The 14,522-nt window shown below is 49.1% G+C and carries 17 protein-coding genes and 1 riboswitch; of the genes, 8 read left to right on the top strand and 9 right to left on the bottom strand.

Annotated elements, in window-relative coordinates; translation table 11 throughout:
- Nucleotides 1-88 precede the first annotated feature (88 nt).
- The 4 genes from MK185_15215 to MK185_15200 all read left to right on the top strand — a co-directional run bounded on the left by MK185_15215 (nt 89) and on the right by MK185_15200 (nt 4,450).
- Nucleotides 89-979, top strand: coding sequence for a bile acid:sodium symporter family protein (locus tag MK185_15215; protein ID MCH2041978.1), 891 nt, complete (start codon nt 89-91; stop codon nt 977-979).
- A 200-nt stretch (nt 980-1,179) separates the two neighbouring features.
- Entirely contained in the window at nt 1,180-2,442 is a 1,263-nt protein-coding gene (locus MK185_15210; protein ID MCH2041977.1) for a hypothetical protein, read from the top strand.
- A gap of 26 nt (nt 2,443-2,468) precedes the next feature.
- Entirely contained in the window at nt 2,469-2,891 is a 423-nt protein-coding gene (locus MK185_15205; protein ID MCH2041976.1) for a phosphate ABC transporter substrate-binding protein, read from the top strand.
- A gap of 5 nt (nt 2,892-2,896) precedes the next feature.
- Complete coding sequence (locus MK185_15200) at nt 2,897-4,450, top strand: chalcone isomerase family protein (protein MCH2041975.1); 1,554 nt, start codon at nt 2,897-2,899, stop codon at nt 4,448-4,450.
- Between the two features lie 156 nt (nt 4,451-4,606).
- Here the strand turns inward: MK185_15200 and MK185_15195 are convergent, their stop codons facing one another.
- From MK185_15195 to MK185_15155, 9 genes are all read right to left on the bottom strand, one after another.
- Entirely contained in the window at nt 4,607-5,677 is a 1,071-nt protein-coding gene (locus MK185_15195; protein MCH2041974.1) for a patatin-like phospholipase family protein, read from the bottom strand.
- 78 nt (nt 5,678-5,755) lie between these two features.
- On the bottom strand, nt 5,756-6,637 hold the full coding sequence (locus MK185_15190; protein MCH2041973.1) for a choline kinase family protein: 882 nt from the start codon (nt 6,635-6,637) through the stop codon (nt 5,756-5,758).
- Between the two features lie 73 nt (nt 6,638-6,710).
- Nucleotides 6,711-7,337 carry a nicotinamide riboside transporter PnuC gene (gene pnuC / locus MK185_15185; GenBank protein ID MCH2041972.1) on the bottom strand — a complete coding sequence of 209 codons (627 nt, stop codon included), beginning with the start codon at nt 7,335-7,337 and terminating at the stop codon, nt 6,711-6,713.
- Between the two features lie 12 nt (nt 7,338-7,349).
- The gene (locus MK185_15180) at nt 7,350-7,616 is read right to left on the bottom strand and encodes a hypothetical protein (GenBank protein ID MCH2041971.1); all 267 of its coding nucleotides are present in this window, start codon (nt 7,614-7,616) and stop codon (nt 7,350-7,352) included.
- Between the two features lie 102 nt (nt 7,617-7,718).
- Nucleotides 7,719-9,803, bottom strand: coding sequence for a TonB-dependent receptor (locus MK185_15175; GenBank protein ID MCH2041970.1), 2,085 nt, complete (start codon nt 9,801-9,803; stop codon nt 7,719-7,721).
- Nucleotides 9,804-9,894: 91 nt separating this feature from the next.
- Nucleotides 9,895-10,047, bottom strand: a riboswitch (TPP riboswitch).
- Between the two features lie 42 nt (nt 10,048-10,089).
- On the bottom strand, nt 10,090-10,365 hold the full coding sequence (locus tag MK185_15170) for a S24/S26 family peptidase (GenBank protein ID MCH2041969.1): 276 nt from the start codon (nt 10,363-10,365) through the stop codon (nt 10,090-10,092).
- Between the two features lie 39 nt (nt 10,366-10,404).
- Entirely contained in the window at nt 10,405-10,905 is a 501-nt protein-coding gene (gene sodN, locus MK185_15165) for a superoxide dismutase, Ni (protein ID MCH2041968.1), read from the bottom strand.
- Nucleotides 10,905-11,117, bottom strand: coding sequence for a hypothetical protein (locus tag MK185_15160; protein MCH2041967.1), 213 nt, complete (start codon nt 11,115-11,117; stop codon nt 10,905-10,907). Before MK185_15160 ends, sodN begins: the two co-directional genes overlap by 1 nt.
- Nucleotides 11,101-11,538, bottom strand: coding sequence for a tetratricopeptide repeat protein (locus MK185_15155; protein ID MCH2041966.1), 438 nt, complete (start codon nt 11,536-11,538; stop codon nt 11,101-11,103). The genes MK185_15160 and MK185_15155 overlap by 17 nt, the downstream gene beginning before the upstream one ends.
- A 322-nt stretch (nt 11,539-11,860) precedes the next feature.
- Between MK185_15155 and htpX the strand changes: the two genes are divergently transcribed.
- The 4 genes from htpX to MK185_15135 all read left to right on the top strand — a co-directional run bounded on the left by htpX (nt 11,861) and on the right by MK185_15135 (nt 14,512).
- Nucleotides 11,861-12,757, top strand: coding sequence for a protease HtpX (gene htpX, locus MK185_15150; GenBank protein MCH2041965.1), 897 nt, complete (start codon nt 11,861-11,863; stop codon nt 12,755-12,757).
- Between the two features lie 156 nt (nt 12,758-12,913).
- Nucleotides 12,914-13,441 carry an XRE family transcriptional regulator gene (locus tag MK185_15145; protein ID MCH2041964.1) on the top strand — a complete coding sequence of 176 codons (528 nt, stop codon included), beginning with the start codon at nt 12,914-12,916 and terminating at the stop codon, nt 13,439-13,441.
- Nucleotides 13,441-14,175 carry an AzlC family ABC transporter permease gene (locus MK185_15140; GenBank protein ID MCH2041963.1) on the top strand — a complete coding sequence of 245 codons (735 nt, stop codon included), beginning with the start codon at nt 13,441-13,443 and terminating at the stop codon, nt 14,173-14,175. Before MK185_15145 ends, MK185_15140 begins: the two co-directional genes overlap by 1 nt.
- A complete protein-coding gene (locus MK185_15135; GenBank protein MCH2041962.1) occupies nt 14,168-14,512 on the top strand; it encodes an AzlD domain-containing protein in 345 nt (114 codons plus the stop codon). Before MK185_15140 ends, MK185_15135 begins: the two co-directional genes overlap by 8 nt.
- Nucleotides 14,513-14,522 lie beyond the last annotated feature (10 nt).

Genomic DNA, 14,522 nt, shown 5'->3' with positions numbered 1-14,522 from the left:
ATAATCCGATATCAACGGCAAACTTGCTGCTGTCTGCCTCATCCGGTAATTTGGCTCTTTTCCAAACAACAATAACGAGTACTCAACGATGTTCGAGACACTGGTCAAAATTGGCTTGCCAATCGCCTTAATTCTTATCATGGCCGGTGTAGGTCTCAGTCTAACGCTGAATGATTTCCGCCGTGTATTTAAGCAGCCCAAAGGGTTTTTAGTTGGCGCATGTGCTCAGATGGCGTTATTACCGTTGGTCGCAATGATTGTTATCGCAGCGTTTGGTTTAACCGGTGAAGTGGCGATTGGCCTGTTTTTATTGTCATTATGCCCAGGTGGTAGCACATCGAATCTTTACTCTTTTCTGGCACGAGGTGATGTCGGATTATCGGTATCGCTGACCGCAGTAATTGGTTTTATCACACCGTTTACCATTCCATTATTAGGTGCCTGGGCGATTAACTATTATTCCGACAGCGATAAGGTATTTGAGCTGCCACTGGTAAAAACCTGGGTCCAGTTGATTGTGATTACTGTCATACCAGTCATTGTGGGGATGGCGATCCGTTCCAAGTGGCACAACTTTGCCATTAAAGCAGAACCATATATCAGCAAGTTTTCAATGGCGGTGCTTGGCGCTGTGATTCTCAGTATCTGCATCAATCTCGGGGATAAGCTCATTGATTTCGCAATTATCTCAGGCCCTGCTGCATTAACGCTCAACCTGATGACCATGCTACTGGGGTACAGTCTTGGAAAATGGTTGCTGAATAGTGAGACTCAGGCTCGCACCGTTTGTTTAGAGGTTGGTCTGCAAAACGGCACACTGACGTTATTAATAACCACCGCGATTCTGCAAAGCGCAGAAATGTCGATTGCCCCCAGTATCTACAGTTTGCTTATGTTTGTTACAGCAACGGCATTTACGTATTTTGTCCTGAAAAAAGATAAGCAAGAAACAAAGGGCCGCAAACACACTCCGAGTTGATGTTAAGAGCATCAACAGTAGATGTTAAGAAAATCAACAGCTAATGACCAAAGAACGGGTGTTAAAAAATCTTATCTTACTGGATCATGAAAAAAATCAGCCGGTTTTCTGACGTTTTTCGTGATTTGCCATACGACTAAAAGCCTATATAGGCTACAATCCGCCGCCTGTTTGCAGAGGTAATTCCAGCGAGTGCGATAATGCGTAAGTTATTAACAGTGTCGATCGTCACAGCGATGTCGATACCGGTGTCAGCGGTTGAAGATAATGACTTCAGTGTCTACGGCTTTGTTAACCTGGGTGTTTATTATAAAGACCAGGCATACACCACAATTGAAACCTATGAAGACGGCGACCCCACTTTCTTTGAAAATGACACCATGCTGGGGCTGCAAGTCAGCAAGCCATTATCCGAGAGAACCAGTGCAACGGTTCAGATAATCGCTGACGGCGAGAATGACTTCCATGTTGATACATCACTGGCCTTTATTTCTCATGCATTAAATGAAAATACGGATTTACGTGCGGGCAGACTGCGTATTCCGTTCTTCTATTACTCGGAATTTCTGGATGTTGGTTACGCTTATAACTGGGTGCGGCCAACCTCTGACGTTTATTCAATTCCTTTCGATGACTATGACGGTGTTGATATCACCCATCGTTTCAGTCTGGGTGACAGCGATGCTCAGGTTCAGGTCAACAGCGGTCGCCGCAATAAAGACATCGATTTATTCGGTGAAAACTATGAATCTCAACTCAATCGTATTAACGGCATATCATTAACATTATTCAGCGGTGATTTCACCCACCGTCTCGGTTATCAACAAACCGAGATGAATCTGGATTTACGCTCTGATCCGGCGGTTGATAATGATGCGCTTGCAGCCTATCAAGCTGCGGCAGCTCAGGCTTCGACACCCGCTGAAGCCAGCGCTTTAGGTACCGAGGCCATTTTGGCAACCTACAGTGCCGCGGGTTATCGCCGCGTTGATACAGCTCAGGCGATGGCACGTTTTGTGGGAAATGGTAATGGTTTCTCTGCGGATGTGATTGATAAATTCGATTTGGACAAAAAGCTGGCTCGCTACTTCAACGTTGCCAGTACTTACGATAACGGTGATTTCAGCCTGGTACTGGAAGCAACTCACCTTAAATACGATTCGGGTTTATTAGTCGATAACTTTGCCTGGCTGGGCGGTGTAGCGCAACGATTTGGTGATGTCACTTTGCATGCAACTTACTCAACGTCCCGAGATCGGGTACCAACAAACAGTAAGGGCGACCTGCAAAAATTATTAAAACTGGAGGGCGAAGATAAAAGCGTTACGGTTGGTATCCGATACGACATGGACGCCGCAACCGCATTAAAATTTGAAGCGACCCATCACGATGAAGAAACCAACCGTGGCGTTGCAGGCCGCTCTGCCAACCTTTACCGTGCTGCGCTGCAGCTGGTGTTTTAATTACGGCTGACTGGAGTAGTAAGCAGATGAAGTTATTCGGCACCCTATGCCTGTTATTGGCCATCAGCTTCGGCGCTCGTGCTGAGGTGGTGGTAATTGTCAGCATCAATAACCCCAATACATATACTGGCCTTGAAGAGGACGAAATCAAAAGAATTTTCCTCGGAAAGTCTGGTAATTTTCCGGATGGTAGTAAGGCCATTGCATATGACTTACCCAAAGGCGATAAAGCTCGAATGGAGTTCAGCCAACGCTATCTGGATAAAACAGAGAGCCAACTGAACAGCTATTGGTCACGTCGCGTTTTTTCGGGTAAGCAACAACCGCCCAAACGCGTCAAAGACAGTACTGAGATGAAAGCAAAAGTGGCAGCCAGCAAACACGCCGTTGGATACATTAATAGCTTTGATGTTGATCCGAGTGTTGTAGTTATTCACAGTTTCAAATAAATCTGATGTTATTTTTACTCCGTTGGTTTGCTCAATTCATTACTGCAACTGGACTGTTCGTTGTCGCAGGCAGCGCATGGGCAACGGAACTGCAGTTAAATGGTAGTGCCATCTACAGTCACCTGACTCGCGACTACTACCAGGCGGCGCTGTATCTTGAGCAGAAAGATAATTCTGCCAGTGCGGTAAGTTCCTCAACGGCAGATAAACAGATGCGTTTGCTGGTGACCAGCCGTTGGAAACCGCGTAACTGGCAAAAACTGTGGCAGGCAAAAATCTCAATTAATAATGAGGTGTTGCCCAGCAACCCCGACAGCAGTAATGCATTGATGGCATTCATCCGGTTGCCTAAGGACGATTTGCAACCGGGTGATGAAATCATTATTCGCTCATCAGCCAAGGGAACCGAAGTGTTCCTGAATGATGAATTGGCGATCAGTACCCGCGATCGAGCATTATTTCGTTATTTGCTCAACACCTGGATCGGGAAGTTCCCACCCTCTCGTGAGTTCCGAGGACAACTTCTGAAAATGTCCACAAGCGCCGCCCTGCAACAACAATTGCAGAATCATCAGATTCCCGATAATCGATTAAAGCTATTATCGGCCTGGCGTGAAAAAGACCGGCAAGAGCAGCAGCGTCTTAAGCAGAAAGAACTCAAGGCACAACAAGCCAAAGAACTAGCGCGTAAAAAACAACAACAGTTATTGCAAGCCAAGCGAGAAAAAGCAGCAGCTGAAAAACGCTTTATTGAACAACAGCGAAAACGGCAAGCTGCAGAAAAAGCCGCAAAAGAAAAAATCCGGCAACAGCGTATTGCCCAGGCAGCGCAAAAAAAATCAGAAGAACTAAAACGACAGCAAACGCAAAACAGCGCCGCAGAAAAACAACGTATCTTGCAGCAACAACAAACCTATTATCGGGACTTGTACCAATGGCAACTTCAGCGAGCATTGGAACAGGAAATACGTTATCCAGCGTGGGCCAAACAATTCGGCCAACAAGGTGAAGTGTTACTGACTCTGAAATTGGACAGCGCTGGTGAAATTATTAATAGTGAACACCAATTAACCGAGCAACCAGAGTTGCTGTTAGAAGAAGTAGAGCGCGCCAGTCGTATTGTCAGTAGCCAGGTAAAACCTCCGGCGACATTAACGGGGTCCCCCTGGACTTATACTTTGGGCTATCGCTTTTCCCTCGCAGGAAAACCTCAGCCAACACAGAACAAACCACAATTACCTTCGAGCCTCAGAGGCCAGGCAGGTGCCACCAACCTTGCGGAAGATTTAACCCGTTATAAACAACGGGTGCGCGAAAAAATACTCAGTAAGTTGGTATACCCCAAAGCAGCGCGCATTCTGAAAAAACACGGTGAAACCGGTTATAAGCTGGTACTCGACAAATCAGGGGAAGTCGCAGAACTCACGCAAACGGTTGCCAACCGCCACAGAGAGCTCAACAAATCTCTGGAAAAAGCCATCATCAGCGCCGCTCCCTTTGGTGAAATTCCTGGCGGGAAACCGATCATCGTTCCTATCAGCTACCATTTTAAAATCTGATGGCTAATGCGGAAATGCCGTGCCTGACTGAAATCGCGGCACAACGCTGAAGTCAGAGTTGGCTTAAGCCGCAACGATCACTGACGAAGCAAACCCGCCAACCTCTTTCTACAATCCATGGAAATGGTCAGCCCAACAGCAGCGGCGCGTTAGTCCCTACCAAGGCAGTGGCTCGGCCACTTGCGCCCAACGGTTATTCTGATCAAGATCGGCGAAGGCTTCGCCTAATACTTCACATTGTTGCAACGCGGCTTCCCAGCGCTGACGTCGCTCCGGATATTTATAATCATAAAAATCCTGCAGATCCGGAATCCGCCCACCCGGCAAGGTGGCCGCAAATTCCCAACTCGGTGCAACGATGATGGTGCGTTTGTAATGCTCTCGGGACGCCGTGCGCCAGCGCAGTTTTTTATCAAACCAGCCGGCTTTCGGTGCCCGGGCAAAATAGTGCGGGTAGAGCACAAAACCCTGTTCCGGATACAGCGGCAGATCAAACTGGTAGTCGGTTACGCCACCATCGCGATAGGTACCACGGGCAGCACCAGGAATATTTTTCACCCCTGAAATCACCAGTGGAATTGCACCAGTAGCCAGCAGTGCCGGTTTAAGATTCTGTTCGGTTAATGTCACATGGGCTGCCGGTAACTGGGGAAAATGGTCAATCGGTGGTTTTTCCGGGTGATGGAAAAACGTTCGCTCAATCAGACCGCGCATCGCCCCGCGGGAAACCAGATTGGCGAGCATCGCCCCCGCCAGGCCAATAGACTGAATGTGTTTATGATCGCTTGCAGTCAGACCACGGCAGCGCGCCGCCAGGGTGTGATAACGTATCCGGGGATGATTAATGATCTGCCTGGCACCATGATTCTCGAGCACCTGTTCGAGAATATGAGTACAGCCTGCTGCCACTTCTTCGGCCGTGGGTTTATCGGAATAGTTCTGTTCAATGTAGGCTTTCTGAAAACGCGCGTGAGCAGCCAAAGAATCGTTCTGAGCGTAGCAGGCCATGCGCCAGGCACCAGCGGATGTGCCCATGACATGCAGCGGTTTTTCCCGATCAGCAAACCATTCGCTCAGTAAATAGCGATCCAACGCTGCCAGTGATAGCCATTTGGGACCGCCAGAGGCACCCAAAACCATTTCGATATCGTCGGCTGTTAAACCTTGTTGGCGGATGTGCGCCAGCGCTTCGCTACCGGCAAAAATTTTCAGCGGGAAATTAGCCACAATTACGTCCTGATGATTGATTGCGTCAGTGTAGGAAAACTGTGGCAAAAAAACAGGGTGGTAAGTGTCGTCAGGCCATCACAAATCAACGGCTGCCAGTGTCACTAAATACGCCTCCAGATCGCGTAAACTCCAGATACCCTGCGCTCCATACCATAATGCAGCAATGTATTTCATTTGGGTTTGTGCGTGTCGCCAGGCATGACGATCAAAACCTCCATCGGCAAAATACCGACTTAACAACCGTTGCTGTTGCAGATCGTCAAGCTTGGCATCCTGCACCAGTACCGCCAAATCCCAAAGCGGGTGGCCGAGCGCGGCGTATTCCCAGTCAACCAGCTGCAGTCCATTTGCGGTTTTGATCCAGTTACTCAACGTTGGGTCCATATGACAAATACACAGGGCATCGTCAGGGGCGCGCGACAAGAGTCTTTGTAATCGCGGGAAAAGCGCATCCAGCTCTGCAGATAACTGGCCGTTGGCGTGTTGCTGAATCGCCAGCCAGTAGCGCTGCGCTTTAGCCGAAATGGATAACTCCGGAATACGCTCGTCGGCATACACCTGATGCAACCTATGAAGCCGTTGCGCCATTTCATCCAGCACGCTGTCAGTGATGGTTTCACGGCGCACCATTTCGCCCTTGAGATACTGTCGAATCCAGTATTTATCCGGGTCTCGGCGGCGATAGAGAATCTTAGGCACCAGTCCGAGCACAGCGGCTTGTTGATGCACCAGATATTCAACATCGCGATGAATATCCAGTTCATCGCTGTTGCCGGCTTCCAGCCGCAGCACATAATCGCCACTCTCCAGATGCAGGATAAAGCTCTGATTGGTCAAGCCGCCTGGCAAAGGTTCGACCTGGCCAACATCAGGGCGGCGATCACAAACGTTCCATTTAGCCCAATCTTCTAACAGATGTAACATACGGCGCCCTGCAGATGACGTTTTATAAAACATACAGAGTGCCTGCTGTGTGCCGTGAGAACAACATTCTGATCGGCAACATCGGGTTTAGTCTCAGAGAGCCAATTCAAGCTGGCTGCGCTGGAGCACGATTTTGCTCAGCAAAATCGCGTTTCCAATTAAACCAGCCAATCACCGCAAGGCCCAAAAAGATCGCCATCTGCAGAGCAGCAAGGTAAAGCTCGGCCTGCCAATACAGGTAAATCGCACAACTGTTAAACAGCTGCCAGTACAGCCAGTTCTCTAATACTTTGCGTGTTACCATCCAGGTGGTGATCACTGCGCCCCAGGTGGTAAAGGAATCCAGAAACGGAACTGCTGCGGTGGTGTCGGATAACAACGTACCGCTGACGATTGTCATAGCCACAATCACAGCAGCTGCGGTTAAATGTTGCTTCATGCTCCATTGCTGAATGGGCAAATCTTCCGTGGCGTCATCGTTGCCATGACGCCACGCCCACCAGCCATAAACAGCGATTATTAAATAATAAACATGCAGTGCTGATTCCATGACCAGGCTGACATCCCAGAACAACCAGGCAAGAATGCCAGTGTTAATAAAACCGGCGTACCAGCACAAAGGGTTTTGTTTGATCGCTAACAGCAGATAGGCAATGCCAAATGTAAAAGCAATGATTTCCCAAATGCTGGCTGCTTGTGCTGCATCGAATATTACGGAGAAAATATCGTTCATAAGAATTCCGGTTCAGCCGTGTGGCTTAAGAGCAGGATCTAAATTGGCACCAATAAATTTGCAAACAAAAATCGTCTTACCGAACTGTTCGAAAGAGCGTTTTATTTCAGTATTTAAGGTACTCATCACCAGGTCATAGTCACCAAACACCTGGGTGCTCATGGTGTTACACACAACGGATAATCCATCGGTGGCCTGCAGACGTCCGATAAAATCTTTAATCGCCGGAATGTAGTTGTCAGCGAGTGGGTATTTACTGATTTCTACGGAAAGTTCCATATATGCCTCTTTGTAACATCTGTGCGAAGAAAGAATCAGCAACCGTCTGCCGCATGGATGCGACAGACGGTTGCGGAGTCATATTGGTGAGTAATGCTGAAATCAGAAATTAACCCGGGTTGCGATACCCACAACCGCAGGTGCAGCTAGCTGCTCAAACTGTTTTTCATCAAAGCCAGGGCCGGTACGGGGATCAGCATCCCAGCCGGCAAAACCCCGAACGCCATATTTTTCATTGGTCAGATTTTTACCGTACAGAGCCACTTCCCACTTGGCTGCCTGATAACCGACGCGCGCATTCACAACGTCGTATTCATTCGACTGGAAGTTGTGAGAATCGGAATAATAGAAGTCATCACGGCCTTCAACTTCAACACGGGCATACCAGTTATCGGTGAACAGGTATTTCGCCGCAGTCGCGTAGGTGTATTCCGGAGCATGAGCCGTCTCACGACCTTTCAGGGAGAACTCATCCTTGTTTGGATTTTTGTGCTCGGTGACCTCGGTTTTTAACAATCCCAGACTCAGCGTCAGCTCCAGTTGCGCCATGGGTTTCGCCAGCGCTTCCCACTCCAGACCATAGCTGAAGCCTTTACCGGCATTAGTAATAAAGTCGATAAATTCAGTACCGCCGTTACCATCACTTTTCGGTGTAGAAGATTTTAATTGCAGGTCTTTACGATCGATGTAAAACACCGCGATACGATTCTGGAAACGGCCGTAATGAGAATCCAGTTTGGTACCAATTTCATAGTTCCATTGGTATTCCGTATCAAACGAACGGTCACTTTCGTTCGGCAGATCTTCTGTACCATTAAAGCCACCCGCCTTGTAACCACGGGTCAGGCTGGCATAAACCAGGTCGGCATCGTCGGTGATGTATTCGAGCGCAATTTTGCCACCGTATAAGCTTTCATTATTATCACCTGCCAGTTTTTTACTGTCTTTATAATCGGCAAACCAGCTCTCTGCACGACCACCATAAGACAACATCAGGTTTTCCGTTAATGGCGTATTAATTTCGACATAAGCTGACGTCGACTCGGTTTTATATTCGCTGGTGAATTCGCTTTTACCGGTACGGTTGCGGGTTAAGTCCACCTGAGATTGCTGATGATATAAACCCACCAGCCAGTCACTGCTACCTAAGCGACCTTCATTGCCGGATAACCAGCGAACCTCAGCAGAATTACGATCAACATCACGCTGGTAATTGTCAAACACCTGGTAATCCGGGTTCAGCGTTTTACCAGTCCAGTCTTCGTCATAGCCATATTCGATGTCACTGCTGCTGGCGGTCAGGCTGGCTTCCATATTCACTGCATCGTTCATTTTCCAGTCGCTGTCTAAGGCCAGCGCTTTGCTTTCCTGGCGATCATGCCCTGGCTCATTGGATCGGGTTTTACGATTCTCATCGAAGTTAAATGCATCGTAGCCGTTATCTACGTCAACATATAACGCCGTCAGATCCAGAGTCAGATCCTCTGATGCCAACCAACGCAGCTTCAGTTTAGAAGTCAGTTCGTCGATGTTATTGGTGTTTTTTTTGTCCAGCGTAGTGTTTTTAATAAAACCATCGCTTTGGCTGTGGCCCAGCGCCACACGATATTGCAGGTTAGGCGCGACTGAACCGCCATGCGCAGCCTGGATTCCACGACCGTTATAATCTTCAAGATAGGCTTTAACATAACCCTGGCTTTCCGCAGTTGGTTCATTGGAGCGGATATTAATCACACCAGCCAGTGAGTTAGCACCAAAACGTGTGCCCTGAGAACCACGTAATACCTCAACCTGCTGCACATCCAATAACGTTGCAGCACCGGCAAAACCGGTAAAGTCCAGACCGTCGATGTAAGTACCAACTGATGGGTTTAAAGGCTCAACAAACTGACTGCGTTCACCAATACCACGAATCTGGAAATACTTACCACGTGAAGAACCAGACGCTGAGTTTATGTTTGGTGCAAGAGCCAGAACCTCATCCAGGTACACACCATTACGTTGTTCAATCTGGGCTTCCCCGACAACGGTGACCGCCTCAGGAATGCTCTGCACCTCGGTCTGACGGAAGTCAGCCGTCACGGTAACAGCATCAAGCTCTTTGGTTTCAGTTTCAGCATGTGCGCTGAGAGAAATAGCCAGCGCCAGTGGCGACAATAAAAAGGCGGAATTAAAAACTGGTTTCATCAGGTCTTCCTGTTTATAAAAACGAGAGACCCGGTAATGTCGAGCGTGAAGAAAACTGATCAGCTTCCCTGGCTATACAACAAACTGCAATTAGCCTTAGCTTCCCCATTCCTACGCCGGTATTAACCGGATCAGGTTCAAGGAGTTTGCTGTTTAACCAAACGTATCACTCACTTGAAAACGTTTTTGGAAAAACCTCAGCATCTCAGGCCAAACTAACGGCAGGCCACCCCCTGGGATAGTTACATCATACTGCCAAAGCAGACATTGTCGAAAGCCCCGTGTGTCAGACTTTCGCAGACGGTTGCACCTCTGAAGGTACATGCCAGAAAACTTTGCCAAGAATACAACCGGCTGGCAGCCAGCCCATGGCAGCACTGTTGGTACTGGCGGGATTATCACCCTGCAACCAAAACTCATAGTCGGTACTGATTGCGGCAATACGTTTAATAATCACACCCAGCGTTGGGTGACGCACAACCACCACATCATCGAGCTGATAGCGACGTAAGAAATTACGACGGCTGATCACAAAATCGCCGTCGTTATAAGACGGGGACATGCTCTGTCCCCTGACTTTATGAATCCGAATCATGGATAATTAACCCAGTTTCGGATACACCACCTGCTCTTCTGGCGGATAAGGGCAGGTAGCAGTAAAGGTATCAACACCTTTGGTTGCCCAGAAGCTGGCAGCGAATTCATTCACCAGCGCCAGCAGCTTTTCTGCAGGTTCACGGGTGATGTGCTGTTTGCACGCTGAACCGGCCAGCATGATGCTGTGCACCAGCTCGTTAGTGTTCGGGTATTTTTCGAACTGCGGCTGCTTAAAGTAATCGCCCCACATGGTGCGGACTTCATCTTTTACTTTGGCCGCGTGAATTTCTTTTTCACGTACCAGGCGAGACAACTGAGCCTGGTCGGCAACGGTCAGTTCATCTTTCGCTGCAATTTCCTGAATCAGGTCAACGAAACGAATCACGCTCAGCGCCGCTACCTGAGCGATCTGAGGGTCGTAAATTTTGCATGGGATATCGCAGTGAGCGTCGGCACGCTCAAACGTCATCAGCTTATCCAGTTGAGAAAGTACGTTATGTAACATTATTCCTTATCTCCTTGTTGTTCTTGTTTGACTGCTTTTTTCTTCAGCGAAAAATACACCGCAGCGGCACCAGCAAAAGCAATAGAGCCGTAGAACAGTGCGTGCATCAGCGGGCTTTCCCAGCTGCTGTGGTCATGACCAACGTGCGCCATGCTGGTAGCAGACGCAACAGAAAGGCCAAGAGCCAGTCCGGCTTTAACGAGTCGGGACATTTTGAGTAACCTCTATTTCAGGGTGGGACGTCGAAGGCATGCGGAAGTCAAAAGGTGGCGGCACATAGTTGTTGCGACTGCCGTGCGATTTAATGTGCTTGAGAAGCTGCGTATAACTGCAACGCAAGCCACTCATCAGGGCATCATCAACAGGCTGCTTTGCTGCAGCATGTTGCAGAAATTCATACCCCTCGCGCAACATATCTTCACTTTTGCTAAATAGTTTCTGAGCGTTATAAACGTCCGCCTGATTGTGATAGCTCACAACCAGTGCCGCAACGACCTGTTGACGATTAAACCAGGCAGAGAAGATTTTCCGGGCACGCAAAATGGCCTTGTTGTAGTCCTGTTCTGCTTCAAGGTAGCGCTTTTCAAGAAAGTGACTATTGCCACTTTGAATATGCAACTTCCATTGATCCATTGACCTTCTCGCCTCATTAGAATTCCGCCCAACGATATTATTGCGAATCATTTTCATTTGCAACATTACAAAAGCAGGGGTTATTCCTCCGCCAGTGCGGTTTGAGTGCGGTCGAGTAACGGTTTAAACAGGCAATTCAGCAGCGAACGCTCACCGGTTTTGATCATCACCTGCACCGGTATAAGAGGGTGCTGTTAATGACCCTTCCTGACAGATTTACTCCGTTGTTCACCTTGAAAATTGCACAAAAAACGCCATCTTTGCTGTCAGAACAATCGTGAATTTAATCCCTTATAAAAATTGAGATGAGAGGACTGAGCAGATGATGCGTGTCTTATTATTTGTTGGTACTAACCTGGCGATTATGTTGGTGTTGGGTATCGTCCTGAGTGTTACCGGCTTGGGTAACTATATGCAGGCTGGCGGCGGTATTAACCTGTTATCACTGCTGATTTTCTGTGGTGTATTCGGTATGGGTGGTTCGTTAATCTCCTTAATGATGTCGAAGTGGATGGCGAAAAAGTCCATGCGTGTACAGATCATTGATCAACCACAAAACTCCGGTGAACAGTGGATTGTTTCTACAGTAAAAGAACTGGCTGACAAAGCCGGTATTGGTATGCCGGAAGTGGGGATCTTTCACTCGGATGCGCCAAACGCCTTTGCTACCGGCGCCAACAAAAACGATGCCCTGGTGGCGGTGTCTACCGGCTTGTTACAGCGCATGGATAAAGAACAAGTGAAAGCCGTACTGGGCCACGAAATCGGCCACGTAGCCAACGGCGATATGGTGACTCTGGCGCTGATGCAGGGCGTGTTAAATACCTTTGTGATGTTCTTCGCTCGCATCATTGTGTCGATCATTGACTCCTTCACCCGCGATGAAAACGGCGAAGGCGGCTTAGGCTTTTTTGCCCGTATCGCGATCACTATGGTGATGGATATGATTCTAGGTATCGTCGCTTCGATGATGGTGGCATGGTTCAGCCGCCGTCGTGAATACCGTGCCGACCAGGCCGGTGCTGAGCTGGTAAGCCCGGCTGCCATGGCCAGCGCACTGGCTGCTCTGAAGCAAACCTACGACCAGCCAAGTGACCTGAGTGGTGAATTAACTGCCTTTGGTATTCGTGGTGAAGCCGGTGGTTTGTCCGCGCTGATGGCCAGCCACCCTCCGCTGGATGACCGTATCAACGCTCTGAAACAGCGTTACGGCGGTTAACTCAAGTTTTGGAAAGCCCCTGACAGCGCGACTGCCAGGGGCTTTTTTATGCCTGTCATTTCCAAGCTGTACCATCCTTTGCTTGACTCAGCGTCGTTTCATATATAGAACGTTCGATATAAGAAACGTTTCTTTTAACGAACACTCAGGTTAGCTATGGCTGAATCTCCGCTTCAAACCCTTGGTCAGCATCTGCAGCAATTGCGTTTGGCTCAGGGCATTTCGTTATCACAACTGGCAGCAGACGCCGGCATTGCCAAGTCCAATTTATCGAAGATTGAACAGGGTAAAAGCAATCCGACACTCGATACTATGTGGCGTATTGCGCTGCAGCTGAAGGTACCGTTTGGCAACTTGGTTGCACCGATTGATCTGACCATAGGTGACGATGACTTTCAGGTTCGGTTACTGGATCAGGGCAGAGAATCGCCCAATGTCGACGCCTATACGATGAATTGTGCTGCGAACAAACAGCACAATTCGGCACCCCACCTGCCAGGTACCACCGAAACCATAACCATGATTCGGGGCCAACTGGAAGTCGGCACAAACGATGACAGCGTTTGCTTAACCGCAGGTCAGAGCTATACCTTCAGCGCGCAACAGCCACACTTTTATCGGTCCGGTGACCAAGGTGCCAGCTGCCTGATGATCGTGATCTATAACGACCAGGAGGCCAGCTGATGACAGCATCCGTACCTCAAAGCCATCTGCAGCGACCCTTCTGGGTAGGTATACGAGACGCGATTCCGCTGCTGGGTGGCTATGTTCCGGTGGCTATTTCGTTCGGTATGATCGCAACACAGGCAGGTTTTTCACTTTGGGAAACAGTGTTTATTTCCACCGTGATTTACGCGGGTGCGTCGCAATTTCTGTTCGTTGCCATGGTCGCCTCAGGCGCCCCCCTGTGGTTAGTTGTCACCATGACATTGCTGATAAATGCACGGCATCTTGTGTATGGTCCCAATATCGCGCCCTGGTTGCCCCGCAATCGCACCGGATTCTGGTTGATGCACGGCCTGACGGATCAGATATTTGCGTTAGCACTCAGCCGTTTGCCACAAATACCCGAGCAGCAACGCCAGGACTGGTTTAGCGGCGCGATGCTGCTGGCCTGGTTCAGCTGGGTAGCTGGAAGTGCCGCAGGCGTATTGAGCGGCGCCCAGTTGATCACTTATTGGCCGCTACTGGCAGATGTGCTGCCATTCGCCCTGCCGGCATTGTTTTTGGTGTTGCTGCTGCCCAAACTGAATTCCTGGATATGGTTCATTACTCTTGGTTCGACCCTGCTTTCAGCGCTATTGCTGCAGGTTTTCGGCTGGGTCAACAGTGCTATTCCTTTAGCAGCACTGCTTGGCGTGTTGCTGTTTTATGCCGTGAATACTCTTCAATTAAACCGGAGAAATAGCCATGACTGATGTTATGTGGGCTGCATTAGCGATCACTGCAGCAGGCACCTTTGCTATGCGCGCCATACCGCTAGTGTGGATGCAGCGCCATTTATCGCAAGCCCAACACGACAGCAACGATTCTGTCGATGGCATGCCAACCTGGCTAGGTGTAGTGGGTCCATGCGTGGTTGCAGCACTGGCTGGCAGCTCGATGGTGCCTGCGACACAGACCGCGACGACCTGGTTAGCAACGCTGATCGGTGTAATCGTGACATTACTCGTTTGGTACACCAAGCGTTCCATGGGGTTACCGATTCTGGCGGGGGTCGGCGCGTTTGGCCTGACGATGGGCTGGAATCTCTGATGAGCTGAAG

Source organism: Saccharospirillaceae bacterium (assembly GCA_022448365.1).
Taxonomy (GTDB): domain Bacteria; phylum Pseudomonadota; class Gammaproteobacteria; order Pseudomonadales; family Oceanobacteraceae; genus Bacterioplanoides.
The sequence above is the reverse complement of the archived record's forward strand: the minus strand, read 5'-3'. Positions and strand labels throughout refer to the sequence as shown.